This is a genomic window from Streptomyces sp. 147326 (assembly GCF_045000215.1).
GTDB lineage: Bacteria > Actinomycetota > Actinomycetes > Streptomycetales > Streptomycetaceae > Streptomyces.
Map to the genome: position 1 here is coordinate 70,699 of NZ_CP134201.1, position 17,919 is coordinate 88,617.

The 17,919-nt window shown below is 71.6% G+C and carries 21 protein-coding genes and 1 pseudogene; 14 read left to right on the plus strand and 8 right to left on the minus strand.

Annotated features, from left to right (window positions below; all coding sequences use genetic code 11):
- The first annotated feature begins 84 nt into the window (after positions 1–84).
- From RIU97_RS00365 to RIU97_RS00380, 4 genes are all read left to right on the plus strand, one after another.
- Positions 85–756 (plus strand): hypothetical protein, encoded by a 672-nt coding sequence (locus RIU97_RS00365; RefSeq protein WP_404952695.1) that lies wholly within the window; start codon positions 85–87, stop codon positions 754–756.
- Between the two features lie 10 nt (positions 757–766).
- Entirely contained in the window at positions 767–2,137 is a 1,371-nt protein-coding gene (locus RIU97_RS00370) for a HEAT repeat domain-containing protein (RefSeq protein WP_404952696.1), read from the plus strand.
- A gap of 322 nt (positions 2,138–2,459) precedes the next feature.
- Positions 2,460–2,684: a hypothetical protein gene (locus RIU97_RS00375; RefSeq protein ID WP_404952697.1), complete on the plus strand. Its 225-nt coding sequence runs from the start codon at positions 2,460–2,462 to the stop codon at positions 2,682–2,684.
- A gap of 16 nt (positions 2,685–2,700) precedes the next feature.
- Complete coding sequence (locus tag RIU97_RS00380; RefSeq protein WP_404952698.1) at positions 2,701–2,907, plus strand: hypothetical protein; 207 nt, start codon at positions 2,701–2,703, stop codon at positions 2,905–2,907.
- On the opposite strand, the gene RIU97_RS00385 is transcribed toward RIU97_RS00380, so the two are convergent.
- Positions 2,888–3,292: a CU044_2847 family protein gene (locus tag RIU97_RS00385; protein WP_404952699.1), complete on the minus strand. Its 405-nt coding sequence runs from the start codon at positions 3,290–3,292 to the stop codon at positions 2,888–2,890. The two genes, RIU97_RS00380 and RIU97_RS00385, sit on opposite strands and share 20 nt — an antisense overlap.
- A 473-nt stretch (positions 3,293–3,765) precedes the next feature.
- Between RIU97_RS00385 and RIU97_RS00390 the strand changes: the two genes are divergently transcribed.
- Positions 3,766–4,323, plus strand: coding sequence for an HPP family protein (locus RIU97_RS00390; RefSeq protein ID WP_404952700.1), 558 nt, complete (start codon positions 3,766–3,768; stop codon positions 4,321–4,323).
- 166 nt (positions 4,324–4,489) lie between these two features.
- Here the strand turns inward: RIU97_RS00390 and RIU97_RS00395 are convergent, their stop codons facing one another.
- Positions 4,490–5,155, minus strand: coding sequence for an alpha/beta fold hydrolase (locus RIU97_RS00395; RefSeq protein WP_404952701.1), 666 nt, complete (start codon positions 5,153–5,155; stop codon positions 4,490–4,492).
- The gene (locus RIU97_RS00400) at positions 5,100–5,291 is read right to left on the minus strand and encodes an alpha/beta fold hydrolase (protein ID WP_404952702.1); all 192 of its coding nucleotides are present in this window, start codon (positions 5,289–5,291) and stop codon (positions 5,100–5,102) included. The genes RIU97_RS00395 and RIU97_RS00400 overlap by 56 nt, the downstream gene beginning before the upstream one ends.
- A 236-nt stretch (positions 5,292–5,527) precedes the next feature.
- Here RIU97_RS00400 and RIU97_RS00405 point away from each other — a divergent pair, with 236 nt between their 5' ends.
- On the plus strand, positions 5,528–5,869 hold the full coding sequence (locus RIU97_RS00405; protein ID WP_404952703.1) for a hypothetical protein: 342 nt from the start codon (positions 5,528–5,530) through the stop codon (positions 5,867–5,869).
- A gap of 288 nt (positions 5,870–6,157) precedes the next feature.
- Here the strand turns inward: RIU97_RS00405 and RIU97_RS00410 are convergent, their stop codons facing one another.
- Positions 6,158–7,621 carry an amidase gene (locus RIU97_RS00410; RefSeq protein WP_404952704.1) on the minus strand — a complete coding sequence of 488 codons (1,464 nt, stop codon included), beginning with the start codon at positions 7,619–7,621 and terminating at the stop codon, positions 6,158–6,160.
- Between the two features lie 254 nt (positions 7,622–7,875).
- Here RIU97_RS00410 and RIU97_RS00415 point away from each other — a divergent pair, with 254 nt between their 5' ends.
- Complete coding sequence (locus tag RIU97_RS00415) at positions 7,876–8,100, plus strand: response regulator transcription factor (RefSeq protein WP_404952705.1); 225 nt, start codon at positions 7,876–7,878, stop codon at positions 8,098–8,100.
- Here the strand turns inward: RIU97_RS00415 and RIU97_RS00420 are convergent.
- Positions 8,084–9,049 carry an alpha/beta fold hydrolase gene (locus tag RIU97_RS00420; protein WP_404952706.1) on the minus strand — a complete coding sequence of 322 codons (966 nt, stop codon included), beginning with the start codon at positions 9,047–9,049 and terminating at the stop codon, positions 8,084–8,086. The genes RIU97_RS00415 and RIU97_RS00420 overlap by 17 nt on opposite strands.
- 251 nt (positions 9,050–9,300) lie before the next feature.
- Between RIU97_RS00420 and RIU97_RS00425 the strand changes: the two are divergent.
- From RIU97_RS00425 to RIU97_RS00440, 4 genes and pseudogenes are all read left to right on the plus strand, one after another.
- A pseudogene (locus RIU97_RS00425) lies at positions 9,301–9,858 on the plus strand (PadR family transcriptional regulator); the annotation flags it as partial.
- A 189-nt stretch (positions 9,859–10,047) separates the two neighbouring features.
- Positions 10,048–11,772, plus strand: a complete 1,725-nt coding sequence (locus tag RIU97_RS00430; RefSeq protein ID WP_404952707.1) for an acyl-CoA dehydrogenase family protein — start codon at positions 10,048–10,050, stop codon at positions 11,770–11,772.
- A gap of 289 nt (positions 11,773–12,061) precedes the next feature.
- The gene (locus tag RIU97_RS00435) at positions 12,062–12,286 is read left to right on the plus strand and encodes a response regulator transcription factor (RefSeq protein ID WP_404952705.1); all 225 of its coding nucleotides are present in this window, start codon (positions 12,062–12,064) and stop codon (positions 12,284–12,286) included.
- Positions 12,287–12,335: 49 nt separating this feature from the next.
- Entirely contained in the window at positions 12,336–12,992 is a 657-nt protein-coding gene (locus tag RIU97_RS00440) for a class I SAM-dependent methyltransferase (protein ID WP_404952708.1), read from the plus strand.
- Between the two features lie 24 nt (positions 12,993–13,016).
- Here the strand turns inward: RIU97_RS00440 and RIU97_RS00445 are convergent, their stop codons facing one another.
- The gene (locus RIU97_RS00445) at positions 13,017–14,237 is read right to left on the minus strand and encodes a cytochrome P450 (RefSeq protein ID WP_404952709.1); all 1,221 of its coding nucleotides are present in this window, start codon (positions 14,235–14,237) and stop codon (positions 13,017–13,019) included.
- A 100-nt stretch (positions 14,238–14,337) separates the two neighbouring features.
- A complete protein-coding gene (locus RIU97_RS00450) occupies positions 14,338–15,429 on the minus strand; it encodes a sugar ABC transporter substrate-binding protein (protein WP_404952710.1) in 1,092 nt (363 codons plus the stop codon).
- 262 nt (positions 15,430–15,691) lie between these two features.
- On the opposite strand from RIU97_RS00450, the gene RIU97_RS00455 reads away from it, so the two are divergent.
- The gene (locus RIU97_RS00455) at positions 15,692–16,402 is read left to right on the plus strand and encodes an intradiol ring-cleavage dioxygenase (protein WP_404952711.1); all 711 of its coding nucleotides are present in this window, start codon (positions 15,692–15,694) and stop codon (positions 16,400–16,402) included.
- 91 nt (positions 16,403–16,493) lie between these two features.
- Here the strand turns inward: RIU97_RS00455 and RIU97_RS00460 are convergent, their stop codons facing one another.
- On the minus strand, positions 16,494–16,904 hold the full coding sequence (locus RIU97_RS00460) for a YybH family protein (RefSeq protein WP_404952712.1): 411 nt from the start codon (positions 16,902–16,904) through the stop codon (positions 16,494–16,496).
- A gap of 24 nt (positions 16,905–16,928) precedes the next feature.
- Here RIU97_RS00460 and RIU97_RS00465 point away from each other — a divergent pair, with 24 nt between their 5' ends.
- Positions 16,929–17,366 carry a winged helix-turn-helix transcriptional regulator gene (locus RIU97_RS00465; RefSeq protein WP_404952713.1) on the plus strand — a complete coding sequence of 146 codons (438 nt, stop codon included), beginning with the start codon at positions 16,929–16,931 and terminating at the stop codon, positions 17,364–17,366.
- A gap of 71 nt (positions 17,367–17,437) precedes the next feature.
- Positions 17,438–17,917, plus strand: a complete 480-nt coding sequence (locus RIU97_RS00470) for a hypothetical protein (RefSeq protein ID WP_404952714.1) — start codon at positions 17,438–17,440, stop codon at positions 17,915–17,917.
- Positions 17,918–17,919: the final 2 nt, after the last annotated feature.

The following is a 17,919-nucleotide window of genomic DNA, read 5'->3' on the forward strand; positions in this document are numbered from 1 at the left end:
GCAGTCGATCACAACCTACTCGCACCCACTGACAGTGCTCCCCGGGCCGCGGATGCCACCGGGGGGGGCTGGCACACTTGCCCGATGACGATCATGAACGGGCACGACGGATGCGTCGACCCGCAGGAGTTGCTGCGAAGGACGGACTGGAACGCGGTCGAACACTGCTGCCCGAACGTCGCACCGGCGACGCCGCAGATCCTTCAAGGGCTCCTGGACGAAGACCCGCGGGTTCAGGGCGCCGCCCTCCGGGACCTGAACCAAGCCGTTACGCACCAGAACACCTTCTACAGCGCCACCGCTCCCGCTGCGTGCTTCGTCGCAGCGGTCCTGACGGATCCCCGAACACTGGCGACGGTCTCCGACCGCACCCCGTACGAGGATGCCCACTACGGCGCGCGGCCTCCGTTTCTCCTGCGTGTGGGCCTTCTGAACTGGCTTGGTGAAACCGCCGAGGACGCCAACCACCCGGAGGAATGGCCGCCCGGTGAACAGGCCGACATCGACGCGTTCCGCGCGGTCCGCTCCACGCTCTACGACGCGACACACCCGCTGCTGGCGGACAGCTCGGAGGAGGTCCGCGAAGCCGCCCTGGCCGCGATCCTCCCCCTGCTGACCGCACCCGATCTGGCCCACCACATCCCCGCCCTGCTTGACGGAGTGCGTGCGCTGGCCGTCGGCGGCGGTCCGCACCGATGGCGTGCCGTCGACGCGCTTGCCTCCTGGGGCGACGGCACTGTCGGTGTGCGCGGTTAGGGTGCGCGCCATGGACATACGCATGCCGGCCGAAGCGCTCTCCGGTTCCTGGGCCGATACCCGATCCGCCCGGGATGCTCTCGTGGCGGAGGGGGCGGCGGTCGTCGGGGCCGTGTTGGAGGTGCTCTGCGATGAGCGGTCCCCCGTTGACTGGACCGTCTCGGCGGACGTGCTGCGCAGGATCGGCGCGCCCGCTCTCCTTCCCCTGGCAGACGCGTCCGCGGCCGCGGAATCGCCCGAGGTGGCGAGAAGAACGGCATGGACGCTCGGACGGCTGGAAGTGGAGGACCAGGGGGTCTACGAACAACTGCTGAGCCATGCGCACCCCCGGGTTCGCGGTAACGCCCTCTACGCCTTCCAAAGCCGGGGCGCCGAGGCCGCGCGGTTCGCCGACCGGCTGATTCCGCTGTTGGGAGACCCGGAACCCGAGGTCCGTCAGCGGGCTGTCCGGGCGTTCTCCGCGATCGGCGCTGGAGCCGTTCCCGGGCTCCGGCGCGTGCGGCAGGAGCCCGCCACCGGGACCGGGATTCGCTCGGGCGCTCTGGAGGCCCTCGCTGACATCGGGGGTCCGGCCGCGCTCGGTGGCGCGGACCTGGAGGCGTGGCGCCGGCTGGCCCGGATCAAACGGCTGGGCGAGGCCCCCCACGGCATGCATCTGTGCGGGTCCTGGTACGCGGTCCCGACCGACGACCAGGACGCGGTGCTCAACGCGTTCGACTTGGGCGAGCCCGAGCCGGTGACGCTCCGCGCGGGGGAGGCGGCCTGGAACCAGGACCGTCACGGCTGGGACCGGAGTCTTCCGCACGGGGCCTGTGCACGGGTCTTCGTCAGCCCGGTACTGGACGGCTGGACACTGGTCTTCGGTGACACCTCCCAGGACACCCACCGCATCGACGCCGCGGAGGACGCCGAAGAGGTCCTGGCGGACGTCGTGCGCACACGGTGCATCGACCTCAGCCGCAGGTTCGGAGCCGCGCATTGGTACGGGATGAGCTGCGGTGACGGCTGGACCGCCTGGTGCATCGCGGAAGTCGGCGAGGTGGTGCGCCACTACGACGCCTTCGACGCCGAGGAGAAGGGTGACGAGGGGCCGTCGCACCCGTGCGAGTCCGGCTACCTGCTGCCCCACGAGGACGGTTTCCCCGAGGACGCCTTCGACGGCGTGGATCCGTCGGATTCCGCTGCTTTCGCGGCGCACTGTCACGCCCTGAAGGTGGAGCTCGAGATCCCCGACACCTGCTACGCCAACGACATCGCGGCGCGGCTGTCGGTCGATCCCGGTGCGCTGGGGGCGGACACCGGGATCTCGGGGCACGGGGTCCTCGCGCTCACCGCGTGCGGCCGGGAACACGGTCACCCTGCCGGGGCGCTGCCCGTGTGATGTTCCCGCCGGCGCCGCCCACCGCCGACCGCTGACCCTCCGCTCAACCCGAGATGCCGAGTGGCGGGTCGGTGACTAGTATCATCCGTAGGTAACTGTGGCAACTGCGGGAAACACACCCTTTGCCTGCAGTGTGCGCCAGCGCGCGCGGCGTGCGAATTTGCGCACCAGCCCAGATAGTCCGTGGCCCGACGAGGCCGCGTTGACGGGGAATATGCACTCATCACATCACATGTGTATGACCACAGCTACAGCGCGTGCGTCTCTTGTGCGAGGAGGAAGAGAAATCTTCGTGCCACAGCAACGAGAAGGGTTCTGAACCATGCAAGCACTGAGAGTGAAGCGGCTCTTCGCGGTGTCCGCCATCGGCGTTCTGATGGCCGGCGGCGCCGCCCTCGGAGCCGCCGGAACGGCCTCGGCGGCAACCCCGACCCATTCCGCCACGTACGTGACCGGCGGCGGCTGGGACCACGACCGGGGCCACCACGGCTGGTACGACGACGACGATGACGACTACCGAGGCGGAGGGTACGGCCACGACTGCTGACGAACGAAGGAACGCTGTGCGGCTCCAACGAGGGCTGCACAGCGTCACGTTCACATGCGGCCGCGACCCGAAGCTTCCGGACAACGGCAAGAACCCCACCGGCTCCGGCGCCCCGTCGGACGAGGTCGGCTCCCTGACCGTCGGCCCCGACCCCCGGGTCACCTACTGGAACACCGATCTCCGCGCGGTCGAGGACTTCCTGTTCAGGTCGTGCAACCGCTAGGCCGTTCCTGCGGATCGCCGTGCGGAGCCTCCGCGCCTTCCGCTTCTCGGGGGCGCCAGGTGAGGGTGACCGAGATCGCGGCCTTCGCCTCGCCGTCCGCCAGCAGGGCGACGGCCTTGCCCGGCTTCACCACCAGCTCGATCCCGAAGGTGGCGCTGACCTCGTCGGGGCGGGCGGCGCGCGCGGATTCGAGTACGGCGGCCCCGATGCCGCTGACCAGTTCGTTCAACTGGTCCACGCGGGCGGTGAGATGGTCGAGCGCTCCCACGTCCTCGTAGGCGAACTCCTCCGGTCCGCGGGGCAGGTCCTCGGGGTGCATCACGCTCACGCGGGCCAGTACGGTCTCCCCGCCCGGCAGTTCGATCTGCTGGATCCGACGTTCCATCGAACTCTCCCCCGCCACGGCCACCAGCCATCATCGGAGCGTTGTCTACCTCGCCGAAGCCATTGTGCCCGTCGGGATGGGTGGTGCACACCGGGGCCGGTCCCGCGACGACCTCACCGCGACGAAGGCCCGGCTGCGCGGGCACAGCACTTCCTGCGCCGCGGACCGCGAGCCGAGCGGCTGGTCGCCGCGGGGATGCGGTTCCGCGGTGCGCACCAGTGACACCCTCGTACGCGGGGGCCCGGCTCCGGTCCGATCTCACGGGGCTCGGGCCCACGGCTGCGCGTCTGCGGAGTGGCCGTCGGCTACTGCGTCTCGCCCCCGGCGAAACCGTCGGGCACCAGCCGGATATCGTCGTACCGGACGTCCCGGCCCACCCTCGCCGCGGGCCGCCCCTGCCCCGGCGACAACCCGCCCCGGCGCCCTTCCGCCCTGCCCCGGCCTGTCGGCCACCTATCCCGGACGTTCCCTGCATGAGCACCAACACGGCCCTGCGCCCCGAGCCCACGCCCGCCCCCGCCCCCGCCCTGCTCCCCGGGGCGAAGGGAGCGATGCGGGCCCCGGCCAGGCCGACCCCGGCGGCGGCGCTGCACAGCATCTGCGCGGCGACCGCCGTCCTGCTGGGCCTCGTCGCGATCGGCGCGATGATCCACGAACCGGTGCTGATACCCCCGCTGGCCGCCAGCGCCGCGCTGGTCCACAGTGCCCCGGCCCTGCCGCTCGCCCAGCCGCGCGGTGTGGTCATCGGCCACCTGGTCGGCTGCGCCGTGGGCTATGCCGTTCTCGCGGTGGCGGGCAGCAGCGCCTGGGCGGCGGCCCTGGCGGCCGGCCTCACGCTCGCCCTGAACATGGCCGCCCGCACCCCGCACTCGCCGGCCGTGGCCACCGCCGTGATCATCTTGCTCCAGACGCCCGCCCCCGGCCGGTTCGTCCCGCTGCTGTTCGGTTCGGCGGCCCTGCTGGTCCTGACCGGATACGCCGCTTCCCGTGTTCGCCGCAACGCGCCGAGGTACCCCGCCTACTGGTGGTGACCTGCCGGAGCGGGGCATGCCGTGAGTACTCCGAGGGGGTGGCGGGCGTCTGGCCGCTTTGTGGGGCCTGCTGGCCGGCGTCAACACCCCCCGCACCGCGATCGTGATCGCATCGCCTGACCCCTCGCAACGCGCCGTCCCGGCGTCCGGGGGCAGGCTGCGGCCGCTACGAGCCGGTGAAGAAGGCGGTCAGCACCGGTGCGAGGGCGCGGGGGTCGACGTTGTGGTTCTGGCCGGGCAGGGCATGGAGGGTGTAGTTGTCCCCGTGTGAGGCGAGTTCCTTCGCCCCGTTGGCCATGTACGTCTCTCCCGCACTGCCGCAGCCGACGAGGACCGGCACGTTCACGGACCGCCACCGGTCGGCGGGCAGCGGCCGGCCGGACATGGTGCCGGCCATCACCTGACCGTCATAGGGCAGGGTGGGGGCGGCGGCCTCCCACGCGGCCCAGACAGGGGTGTGCCGCATCCCGGCGACGGCTTCGTCCGGCATGGCCAGGCCGACGGTCAGGAAGTAGGTGAGGGCCTCGGCCGCGTTCCCCCGCACGACGGCCGCCTGCACGCGATCGACGTAGTCGGCCGGCAGCGGCGGGCGGGTCCCGTCGACGACGAACGGCGGCTCGTACAGGGCCAGGGCCGAGACGGCGCTGCCCCTGGCCACGGCTTCCAGGGCCAGGACGGCTCCGGAGGACATCCCCAAGAGCAGCACCGGCCCGCCCACCCGCTCGATCACCGCGTCCAGGTCGTCGATCTCGCGCTGCACGTCGTAGAGGGGGTGGTCACCGCCCGCTGTCACCGCGGCCCCGGCGGTCGTAGTTGGTGACACTGAAGTCACGCGCCAGCAGCGCGGCGAGCGGTGCGTGCCGTGCGCGGGGCATCAAAGTGCCGCCGACGAGGACGAGCGCCGGGCCCGCGTCGCCGTACCGCTCACAGGCGATCACCGTGCCGTCGGACGAGACCACCTCGAACATGTCGAATCCCCTGCTCTCCCAGCCGTTCGGGCCGCGCCGAACCGACCGGCAGCCGCGCCCGGGCGGTCAACGGCCCGGATCGGTACGGTACGTTGGGCATGCCTCGCGGTGATCTGTACGGACGGACAAGATCACCCCGGGGCCATCTGGTCGAACCGACACACCGCCTCCCGGGCCGGCCCGGACAGTCCACTCAGCCGGGGCCGGCCCCGGACCGCCTTACTCCAGGAGTCACCGTGGCGCGCTCGCTCGACGGCCTCGTCTTCGTCCCCGTGGCCGACCAGTCACCCGGCCAGGTCGGCCGGCAGACCCGGTTCGAGTACCACGAGCAGGACGGCCGGGTCTGGGCCGAGTACGGCGGAGGGGACGTGGTCAGGGGTTACCTCGTCGGCACCCGGGCGGAAGACTCCGTCGACTTCCGCTACGTTCAGCTCCGCCTCGACGGCACGACCGCTTCCGGGCAATGCACCTCGGTCGTCACGGAACTCCCCGACGGCCGCCTCCGCCTGGAGGAGACGTGGACGTGGGAGTCCCAGGAGGGTCGCGGCACCAGCACGGTCGAGCAGCCGCTCGGCTGAGGTCCTGCTGCGGGCGCCGAAGGGCGCGGCCCCGTCGGGAGCCGCGCCCTTCGTGTGTGCCCGGTCCGTTCGTGGTCGGCCGCCAGGGCCACACCGCGAGCTCGAGGGTGGAGCTGCCCGTGGGGCTCGGCACGGTGGGCCTCTGCCGGTCCGCGCACCGCTCGGAAGCGTCCTGGCCCTCGACGGAGCCCTCCTCCTGGGAGCCGCCCTCGTCCTCGTTCCGGTCGTCGCCCTGGTTGGCAGCAGTACGGCTCGCTCCGCCAGCGAGGCGCGCCACGGCGCCGGAGGTCACCGAGTCGGCAGCTCCGGGCGCCGCTCCCCCCACGGCCTGGCCGTCTCCAGCTGCGCCGCCACCCTGAGCACGGTCACCTCGTCGTCGCGACGGCCCACCAGTTGCACGGCGAGCGGCAGGCCGTCCGAGCCGTGGCCCGCCGGGACGGAGGCGGCCGGGTGCCCGGTGACGTTCCACAGCGCGGTGTAGGCGACCATCGGGCGCGAGCGGGCCAGCGCCGTCAGCAGTCCGGCGCCGTCCAGTGCGCCCACCGGGCGCGGGCGCTCGGCGATGACCGGGGTCAGCAGCAGGTCCATCGTGGTGAACATCCGGTCGACGCGTAGGGCCAGCCGCTCCCCCGCCCGGATCCCGCGCTCCACGGCGGACTCGGGGACCATCCGGGCCAGCGCGAGGGTGCTGCGGGTGCGCCGCTCCAGCAGGTCGGGCCGCTCGACCACGGCGGCTTCCGCCCGTACTCCGCCGCAGAACTGCGCGGCGAACGGGGCCGTCGCGTCCGGGTAGCGGGGGTTGACCTCCCGTACGTCGTGCCCCAGCTCGCGCAGCGCCCGTACGGTCTCCAGAAGGGCCTCGACGTGTTCCGGATGCGGGCGCACGCCGGGCACTGCGGGCTTGGCCGAGTAGCCGATGCGGAGCCGGCCGGGCGGGGTCTCCAGGGCCCCGACCCAGCTGGTGGTCGCCGGGCGGGCGGCCCAGCGGTCGGTCGGGGTGGTGCCGGCGAGGACGTCGTAGAGAAGGGCGGAATCGCGCACGGTGCGGGTCAGCGGCCCCACGGTGCCGAGGGCGTACCAGAGGTGGGGATTCGGGGCGGTGGAGACCCGGCCGCGCTGGGGCTTGAGCCCGAAGAGCCCGCAGCAGGCCGCGGGGATGCGGATGGAGCCGCCGCCGTCGCCGCCGAGCGCCGCCCCGACCAGCCCGGCCGCGACGGCGGCGGCGCTGCCGCCGCTGGAGCCGCCGGGGGTGCGGGAGGTGTCCCAGGGATTGTGGGTGTGCCCGTGGGCCACGGATTCGGTGAAGGGCCACTGGCCGAACTCCGGCATCGTCGTCTTGCCGATCACGACGGCTCCGGCGGCGCGCAGGCGGCGTACGGCCTCGGAGTCGCCGGCCACGGGAGTGTGGTTGGCGACGCCGCCGAAGGTGGTGACCTGCCCGGCGACGTCCAGCTCGTCCTTGACCGCGATCGGCACGCCGTGAAGGGGTCCGTCCGCCCCCTCAGCGTCCCGGGCGTCGGCCTCGGCGAGGGCCTGCTCGGCGAGGACGATGCGGAAGGCTCCGAGGGCGGGATCGTGCCGGGCGATGCGGCGCAGTGCGGCCTCGACGAGGGCGCGGGAGGTGGTCTTGCCGGTGCGCACCAGCTCGGCCTGCCGCTCGACCGACTGGAACATCAACTCCGCATCGTCCCGGTCCTGTTCGCCGCCCTGCGCCCCGCCCTGCTCCCCGCCCCGTGCGCCGTCCCTGTCCATGCCCACCCCTTCTGCTTTACCTGTCGGTAACTCCGAGCAAGGCTGGCGCGCCGCCGCGTGCACGTCAAGCAGCTGATATCGGCCCGGCATGCGCCGACCTGCCCTGTCACACGCCTGTGACAGTCGGCGGACACCCCCATGAAGTCGCGCGGCCAATCTCTTTATCAGGGACAAACACCGACATTCCGGAAAGAGTCCCCTGCTTCCGAGGACGCGAGCAGAGATGACCGAGACGAAACGTCGGAGGAAATCCCATGAGCCTCACCCTCACCGCCCCCACCACCGAAGCCGCCGTCCTCGCCCCCCGCGAACAGGAAGCCCTCCGCCACATCGCCGCCGGACGCACCTACCTCCAGACCGCCCGCCACATGGGCCTCTCCAAGCACACCGTCGACGCCTACCTCCGCCGCATCCGCGCCAAGCTCAACATCAACAGCACCGCCGAAATGACCCGCATGGCCATCACCCTCGGCCTCTGACACCGGCCAACGAGGCACTGGGGAACGCGCTCGGCCGAACTGCGGCCCGGTCCGCGACCAGGCGGATCGCCGCGATCGTGAGATCGGGGTCGTGGAGCTGGACGTAGTGATCGCTGCCGGTGGCCAGCAGGTGGGGGGTCTGCGGCCGCAGGCCCACCAGCGCCTGCTGGGCCTCGGGCCAGGCCGTCTCCAGCTTCGCCAGCAGGTCCTTGGACATGGTGGGCGGCGCGGCGAAGGGTTCGGTCTTGCTGAGCACCGCGACCGGAACCGGCGGGAGCGGGCCACCACGGTCGATGGCGGTGACGCCGCCCTCGATGTCGACCTGCTCGAAGTCCGGGTCTGCGTCGAAGGGCGTGCCCGGATGCCGTAGCGCTTCGACGTACGCCGCCCAGTCCGCCCCCATCGCCGGCTTCAGCCCGGGCCCCAGCGCGTCGACCAGGACCAGCCCGCGCGTCCGTTCCGGGTGCTCCTGCGCGTACCGCAGGGCGAGCATCCCACCGAAGGAGTGCCCCACCAGCAGGTACGGGCCCGACACGTGCCCGGCGGTCAGCACCCGGTCCAGGTCCTGGACCATGGCGGGCAGTTCCCGGGTGCCCTGTACGGGCGTGCTGCGGGTGGTGAGCGTCGGTGGCTGCGTATAGCGAATGGTGCCCGGGCGGTCGTAGGTGCAGACGCGGGTGAACGCGGCCACGCCCGGCAGCACCGCCGGGGCCTTCGGCACGGGCGGGGTGGTGTCGGTCAGCGACCACGGGTCGGAGGCCTCGTGCAGCCCGGACAGCAGCACCACGGTGGGACTCCCGGAGCCCGCGCAGTGCAGGTACAGGCTCCGCCCGCCGCCGACGTCCACGCGCTGCTCGGTGTCCCCGCCGCCCGGCCCCGGCGCGCCCGCCACGAGCAGGAGGACGGCAGCCGCCGCAGCCACCACGCCGCCCGGCACACGCCCTCGCATAGCCCCAGCCTCCCCCGCCCCCCACCACCCCGCCAGCCAGACCCGGCCCCGGCACGGCGCCCCGACGCGCTCGCCCCCGGGGCGTCGGCCCGCTCCGGCTCGGCCGCCCCGGCGTCGTCCGGCGGCTTCGTACGACGTGGGACCACCGTGCTCGCGCGTCCCGCCGACGCACCGCATGCCGTTGGGTGAGCCGCGTCTCACCTGGCTGCCGCCGCTTGTCTCTGCAACAAGTTGCATAGCAAGATCGCGGTATGGCGCTCGAACACGCGATCCTCGTCTCCCTGCTGGAGAAGCCGGGCTCCGGCTATGAGCTGGCCCGCCGGTTCGACCGGTCCATCGGCTACTTCTGGACCGCCACGCACCAGCAGATCTACCGCGTCCTCAAGCGCATGGAGAGCGACGGCATGCTCACCGTCCGCACCGTCCCACAGCAGGGCCGCCCGGACAAGAACGAGTACTCCGCCGCCGGCCCCGGCCGCACCGCCCTCGCCCAGTGGCTGCACGAGCCGATCGAACCCGAGAGCCTGCGACACGACCTCGCCGTGAAGATCCGCGGCGCGGCCTTCGACGACCCGGCCTCGCTGATCCGCGAGGTCGAGCGGCACCAGCAGGCGCACCGGGACCGGCTCGCGCGCTATCTCGCCGGGGAACTGCGCGACTTCACCGGGCCCGACGCCCCCACCCCGCTGGACGCCGGCCAGGAACTCCAGCACGTCGTTCTGCGCGGCGGAATCGCGCAGGAGCGGATGACCATCGCCTGGCTCGACGACGTCCTGGCCACCCTCCACCGGCTCGGCCGACCCGCGCCGACCGGGCAGACCGGGCAGACCGGGCAGACCGGGCAGACCGGGCAGACCGAGCCGATCCGGCATGCCGCGCCCGCCGCGCCGCCCACGACCGCCTGAACCACACCCGGCCCCATCTCCTCCCCCCTCCCAGCTCCTCCCTCCGCGCGTCCGCGCGACCTTCGACTCCCACTCCTCGGAAGGTGAATCGCCATGTCCGACCCCCTGCTGTTCCACCCGCACACCTACGACCCCGCGCACTTCGACCCGGAGACCCGCAGGCTCCTGCGCGCCACCGTCGACTGGTTCGAGGCCCGCGGCAAGCGCCGGCTCATCGAGGACTACCGCTCCCGTGCCTGGCTGGCCGACTTCCTCGCCTTCTCCGCCAAGGAAGGGCTGTTCGCGACCTTCCTGACCCCGGCCCCCGCCGCCGGCCAGGACGAGCCGGACAAGCGCTGGGACACCGCACGGATCGCGGCCCTCAACGAGATCTTCGGCTTCTACGGCCTCGACTACTGGTACGCGTGGCAGGTCACCATCCTCGGCCTCGGCCCGGTCTGGCAGAGCGACAACGCCGCCGCCCGTGACCGCGCCGCGCAACTCCTCTCGGAAGGGGAGGTGTTCGCCTTCGGCCTGTCCGAGAAGACCCACGGCGCCGACATCTACTCCACCGACATGCTGCTGGAGCCCGACGGCGACGGCGGCTTCCGCGCCAGCGGGTCCAAGTACTACATCGGCAACGGCAACGCCGCCGGCCTGGTCTCCGTCTTCGGTCGCCGCACCGACGTCGAGGGCCCCGACGGCTACGTCTTCTTCGCCGCCGACAGCCGCCACCCGGCCTACGAGCTCGTGAAGAACGTCGTCGACTCCTCGAAGTACGTCAGCGAGTTCCGCCTCGTCGACTACCCGGTGGCCGCCGCCGACGTGCTGCACACCGGCCGCGCCGCCTTCGACGCGGCCCTGAACACCGTCAACGTCGGCAAGTTCAATCTCTGCACCGCCTCCATCGGCATCTGCGAGCACGCGATGTACGAGGCCGTGACGCACGCGCACAACCGGATCCTCTACGGCCGCCCCGTCACCGCCTTCCCGCACGTGCGCCGCGAGCTGGCCGACGCCTACGTCCGTCTCGTCGGGATGAAGCTGTTCAGCGACCGCGCCGTCGACTACTTCCGCTCCGCCGGACCCGACGACCGCCGCTACCTGCTCTTCAACCCGATGACCAAGATGAAGGTCACCACGGAGGGCGAGAAGGTCATCGACCTGATGTGGGACGTCATCGCCGCCAAGGGCTTCGAGAAGGACAACTACTTCGCCCAGGCGGCCGTCGAGATCCGCGGACTGCCGAAGCTCGAGGGCACCGTCCACGTCAACCTCGCGCTGATCCTCAAGTTCATGCGCAACCACCTGCTGGACCCGGCCGAGTACGCACCCGTGCCGACCCGTCTGGACGCCGCCGACGACGACTTCCTGTTCCGGCAGGGACCGGCCCGCGGCCTGGGCTCCGTACGCTTCCACGACTGGCGCCCCGCCTACGACGGCTACGCCGGCGTGCCGAACGTCGCGCGCTTCCGCGAGCAGGCCGACGCCCTGTGCGAGTTCGCCGCCACCATCGCCCCCGACGAGGAGCAGGGCCGCGACCTCGACTTCCTCCTCTCCGTGGGTCAGCTGTTCGCGCTGGTCGTCCACGGACAGCTCATCCTGGAGCAGGCCCGCCTGACGGACCTGGACGAGTCCGTACTCGACGAGCTGTTCTCCGTCCTCGTACGCGACTTCTCCCAGCACGCCATCGAGCTCCACGGCAAGGACTCCACCACGGTGGAGCAGCAGAACTGGGCGCTCGCCTCCATCCGGCGCCCGGTCATCGACGAGGCACGCTCGGCACGCGTCTGGGCCCGGGTCGAGGCCCTCTCCGGCGCCTACGAAATGACGCCGTAGCGGAGCAGCCCCCTCGGCGGACCGCCGAGGGGGAACCCCGCCCGGACGGCACCGGGCGGGGCGGAGCGGGACCCGCCCCGTCCGGGAGACCCGGCGCTACCTGCGGGTATGCGCCGGTCCGGCGTGCATCGGGATGCCCTGTCACACGCCTGTGACAGTCGGCGGACACCCCCATGAAGTCGCGCGGCCAATCTCTTTATCAGGGACAAACACCGACATTCCGGAAAGAGTCCCCTGCTTCCGAGGACGCGAGCAGAGATGACCGAGACGAAACGTCGGAGGAAATCCCATGAGCCTCACCCTCACCGCCCCCACCACCGAAGCCGCCGTCCTCGCCCCCCGCGAACAGGAAGCCCTCCGCCACATCGCCGCCGGACGCACCTACCTCCAGACCGCCCGCCACATGGGCCTCTCCAAGCACACCGTCGACGCCTACCTCCGCCGCATCCGCGCCAAGCTCAACATCAACAGCACCGCCGAAATGACCCGCATGGCCATCACCCTCGGCCTCTGACACCGGCCAACGAGGCACTGATGTCAGTGGGCTCTGAGAACCTGTAGCCATGGCTGACCGTACTGAGTTGATTACCGCCTACTGGGATGCCGCTGCAGCGACCTTCGACGAGGCGCCCGACCACGGGCTGAGGGCTGACGACACGCGCGCCGCGTGGGCCCGGCTCCTGCGGTCGGTGATGCCGGATCGTCCGGTCGACGCTCTCGACATCGGGTGCGGCACCGGATCGGTGTCCCTCCTGCTGGCCGAGGCCGGGCACCGGCCCACCGGCGTCGACCTGGCACCGCGCATGATCGAGCAGGCGCGCACGAAGTTCGAGAGCGCCGGCTTTGCGGGCCGTTTCCTGGTCGGCGACGCCATGGCTCCCCCGACCGGGGAACAGCGCTTCGACGTCGTGCTGTCGCGGCACCTGGTGTGGACGCTGCCCGACCCTGAGGCCGCCCTGCGCGAGTGGGTGACACGCTTGCGGCCGGGAGGCCGGCTGGTGCTGGTCGAGGGGCGCTGGCGTGAGTCGGGTCAGCCGGAAGTCCCGTATGTGGCCGGCGCCGAATCGCTCCCGTGGAACGGCGGGCTCAGCGCCGAGGCCCTTGCTGCGGCTGTACGCCCGCTTGTGGCCCGCGCGCGCGTGGAACCGCTCAGCGGCAACCGGGACCTGTGGGGTGGCCCGGTGAACGATGAGCGGTACGTCTTGGTCGCCGACCTGTGACGCGAAGTCGGGCTTGGACAGATTTTAGCCGCCGGGGGTGAAGGTCACCGGCAGGGTCTGGGGGCCGCGCAGGCCGCCGGGGCGCCAGCGGATCTCGTCGGGCGCTACGGCGAGCTTGAGGCCGGGCAGCCGGCGCAGGGCGGTGCCGATGGCGATCTGTCCCTCCAGGCGAGCCAGCGGCGCGCCCAGGCAGTAGTGGATGCCGTGACCGAAGGCGAGGTGGGCGTTGTCCTGCCGGGTGATGTCCAGGTGGTCGGGGGCGGCGAAGCGTGCCGGGTCGCGGTCGGCGATGGCCGAGGCGATCAGTACGGTCGCGCCCCGCGGGATGGTCACGCCGGCGATCTCGACGTCTTCGCGCGCGAACCGGGCGATGCCGGGGCTGACCGGCCCGTCGTAGCGGAGGAACTCCTCGATCGCGCCCGGCAGCAGCTCGGGGTCGGAGCGCAGCCGGTCGAGCTGGTCGGGGTGGGCGAGCAGCATGGCGATGCCGCCGCCGATCAGGTTGACCGTAGTGATGTAGCCGGCGACCAGCAGCAGGAAGACCATGGCGATCAGCTCGTCCTCGGTCAGCCGCTGTTCCTGGTCCCGGGCGGTGATGAGGCCGCTGAGCAGGTCGTCGCCCGGGGCTGCCCGTTTCGCCCGGATGAGCTCGGTCAGGTAGGCGCGCATGTGCTGCCACGCCTCGTTCACCACGGCAGGGTCCGGCGGCTCCGCGCCCCGCATGATCATGCGGTCGGTCCAGCGCTGGAAGTCGTGTCGGTCGTCCACCGGCACGCCGAGCAGTTCGCTGATCACCGTGACGGGGAGCGGCAGCGCGAAGTCCGCCACGAGATCGGCGCGGCCGGACGGGACGGCCTCGTCCAGCAGCCGGTCGGCGATGGACTGGATCCGGGGCCGCATCCCCGCCACTCTGCGGGCCGTGAACGCCTTGGAGACCAGGCGGCGCAGGCGGGTGTGGTCGGGCGGGTCGCTGCGGAGCATGTTGCTCAGCATCGACTCGCGCTCCGTTTCGGGCAGCTGCTGCAGGAGCCGGGTGTCCGAGGCGTCGCGTACGTCGCTGCTGAGGCGGGGCTCGGAGAGGGCCGCGAGTCCGTCGTCGTAGCGGGTGACGAGCCAGGCTTCCAGACCTCCGGCGATGACGACCCGGCGTACGGGGCCGTCCTCGCGCAGTTGCCGGTAGAGCGGGAAGGGGTCCGCGACGAAGGCCGGATCGGCGTAGGGCAGAAGGACCGGCCGCTCGCTCATCATGCCTCCAGAAGTACGTCGCCTTCTCGTGGAGCGTGATGATATACATCCAAGTCTCCCTGAATGCCGGTTTCCGGCCATGCCAGTCGGTCGCCGTCCGCTACTTCAGGCCTATCTCCTCGCACGCGGCCTTGACCCTGTCGACGCAGATCTCCTCGACGGTGAAGACACCGTCGAGGACCACGGTGCTCCTGATGTTGTCCCTGGTCACGGAGGTGCCGGGAATGAGCACCGAGGGCACGCGCTTGGTGGTCGGGCTGCTGACCACCTGGTTGATGATTCCGTCGACCTTCTCGCCTTGGGCGAGCTTGACGGCGAGCTCCGCGGCGGCCTCGGCCTCGCGGGCGTACGGCTTGTAGACGGTCATGTACTGCTCGCCCGCCACGATGCGCTGCACACCGGCGAGTTCCGCGTCCTGGCCGGTGACCGGGGGCAGGGGGCTCACGCCTGCGGCCTTGAGGGCGGTGATGATGCCGCCGGCCATGCCGTCATTGGCCGAGTAGACACCGACGACCTTGTCCTTGCCGAGCGCCGAGAGCGCGGCCGCCATGTTGCTGTTGGCGTTCTCCGGCTTCCACTCGACGGTGTCGTACTCCTTGCCGACGTTGACCTTGCCCTCGAGGACGGATCTGGCGCCGGTTCTGAACTGTGCGGCGTTCGGGTCGGTGACCGCGCCGTTCATCATGACGATCTTCCCGCCCTTCGCCTTGTCACCCAGGGCCTCCAGCAGGGCCTTGCCCTGGACGCGGCCGACGTCTTCGTTGTCGAAGGAGGTGTACGCGTCGATCGGGCCTTCCGCCAGGCGGTCATAGGCAACGACCGCGATGCCCGCGCCCTTGGCCTTCGTCACCGCCGCGGCAATCGTCTTGGAGTCCACCGCGTCGATGATCAGGACGTCGACCTTGTTTCCGATCATCGTGTCGACCTGGGCGTTCTGCTTCGCCGCGTCACCCATCGCGTTGGCGTAGACCACTTTCCCCTTGCCGAGGGTAAGGAGGGCGACCTTCTTCTCGATGAGGGGCTTGTCGAACTTCTCGTAGCGCGCGGTCTCGTTCTCGGGGAGCAGGAGGCCGACCTTGACCGCACCATCACTCCCGTTGTCGCTCTCGTCCGCGCCGCCGCAAGCGGCGAGCGTGACGGTGAGCGCCGAAACAGCCAGTCCAACGGCGGCACGACCCAGATTCGCGTTCACGAAGTGAACCTCCCTGACGGGGCCGTGTCCGTACGGCCGAGGTGGGGGCAGTCAACTTGCCCCCACTACTGCCGTCAAGAAGTGAATTGTTAACGACCTGGCAACGTTGTCTTGACACCTCCGCAAATCGCCCATGACGGCCTTTTATCCCCTCCCAGCGCTCTGATTTCCTGACGTCACGTCAACTTGTGAAGAGACATAGCGGCAGGTCCCTGGGGTGTCGGTACGGACCGCCGACCGTGCCGTCCGGCACGGTGGACGCATGGCCGAGAACGACACCAACCGGACCAGCCGTCGTGCTGTTCTACGGGCCGCCGGAACGGCCGGGGCCGCCGCGCTCGCCGCGGCCTGCTCCGGGCCGGCCGGCACCCACGGCGCTGCGAGCCGGCCCTCGGCCTCGGCCCCCCGACCGGCCAAGGCCATCAGCACCCCCGCCCCGGCCTGCGTGCTCAGCACCGAGGCGGGCGCGGGCCCGTACTACGTGGACCTGGACCGGGTGCGGTCGGACATCACCGAAGGCCTGGGCGGAGTGCCGTTCCGGCTGGACCTGACGGTGGTCCGGGTGTCGGAGGGCTGCCGGCCGCTCGCGGCCGCCGCCGTGGACGTGTGGCATGCCGATGCCTCGGGGGCCTACTCCACCGGCAGGGCCACCTTCCTGCGCGGCACCCAGGTCACCGACGACGCCGGCCGATGCGCGTTCCGGACGATCGTGCCCGGCTGGTACGCGGGGCTGGCACCGCACATCCACTTCAAGGTGCACCCCGACACCCGGAGCGAGACGACCTCGCAGTTCTTCTTCCCCGAGGACCTCCTGCTGAAGGTGTACGCGCGCCAGCCCTACGCCCGCCGCCGAGCACCGGAGCACCCCAACCAGCGGGACAGCCGCTACAGGGCGGCCGGCGCCACCATGACGCTGGCCGCCTCGCCCGAGGGCGACGGCTACCGCGCCGCGTACACCGTGGGGATCGCCTGAGCCACGGCCCCTGCCCGCTGCCGGCTGCCGACTGCCGACTGCCCATCGCACGGCGGAACCGGTACGCGGGCCGGGTGCGCGCCCTTGCCGGTCAGGCGGGCGCGGTGCCGAACGGGTTGTCGATGACGTAGCGCCACAGACCGTCCGGGCCGCGCCGGGCGACGTCCGTGGCGGTTCCCGCCAGCCGGACGGCCGCGCCGTCGGGGCCGGTGCCCTCGATGTGCCAGTCGACGACGAGCAGCGCGAGGTCACCCGCGGTGTACGTGTGGCGGGTGCTGACGTCGATCGGCAGTCCCAGGGCGAGGAACTCCGCCGTGGCCGAGGCGAGCGCGGTGCCCGTCAGCGGGGTTCCGGGCCGGGGGACGAAGACGGCGTCCGGTTCGTAGACCTGGGCCACTGCCGCCGGGTCACCGGTGTTGAAGGCGGCGGCGAAGACGGCCGGATGTTGCCGGGGATCGGCGGTCAGGACGACAGTGGGCGCATGATCGCGTTCGAAGCTCATGCCCACAGCCAAGCCGGGGCCGGAATGGGTCACCAAACGGAAAGCCACGCCTGCCCATGGGACAGCGAGCTGGTTCCGGACGCCGGCGGCCGGACCCGGCGACCGGAGCCGGACTGCCCGGTGGAGCTGGCGCTCGCGGCGGTGTCCGGGCGCTGGACCACGCTCGTGCTGCGGGAACTGATGGGCGGGCAGCTGTCGTTCGGGGCGCTTTCGGCACGGCTGCCCGACATCAGCCCGAAGGTGCTCACCGAGCGGCTACGGACGCTGGAGGGACGGGGCCTCGTCGTCCGGGAGCGGCTGGCGGGGTTCCCCGTACGCACGCGCTACGGTCTGACGGCGGCGGGTGCGGCCTTGCGGCCCCTGCTGGTCGAGCTGTACCGGACCGGGGTGGAACTGGCGCAGGCAGGAGCCGCGGCGGAGACGGAGCAGAGCACCGGGAGGGTTCGCGGTCCAGTAGCCTGAACGCGTTCAACCGGAGCGATCCGGCCATGACGCCGCGAGGGATGCCCGCGGGATGCCATGAGGGGGACGCTGTGAGAGCCATCGCGGCGAGCGGCAGAAGCACCACGTCCGGCGGAGGGGGCGGCGTACGCGAGCGTGACACCCGTGACGGGGCTCGCCACTGGGTTCACCCGTGGCAGTTCGGGCTCGCCGTGTGTGCCCTGCTCGCCCCCGTGCCGCCGGCGTTCGTGTTCGGCACCTACATGGAGGGCATCGCCTACGCCGTGCTCTTCGCCGTCACGGCCGCGCTGGTGGCGTGGCCGCTGTTCCTGCGCCACCGCCGGGCGGCGTTCGTACGGACCTCGGCGATCGGCGGGCTCGTACTCATGCTGTGGTCGTACGTGGGGTCCCTGGGCGGGCTGGGCGTCTTCTTCCTCTCGGTGCCCCTGATGTGGCTGGCCGCCTTCGCGGATCCGCGCCGCAGGCCGGTACCCGCGGCCGTCATGACCGGGGCCGGCGCCCTCCTGATGGTGGCGATGGCGACCGTGCCCGGCTTCTGGTGGCGCGTCTGAGT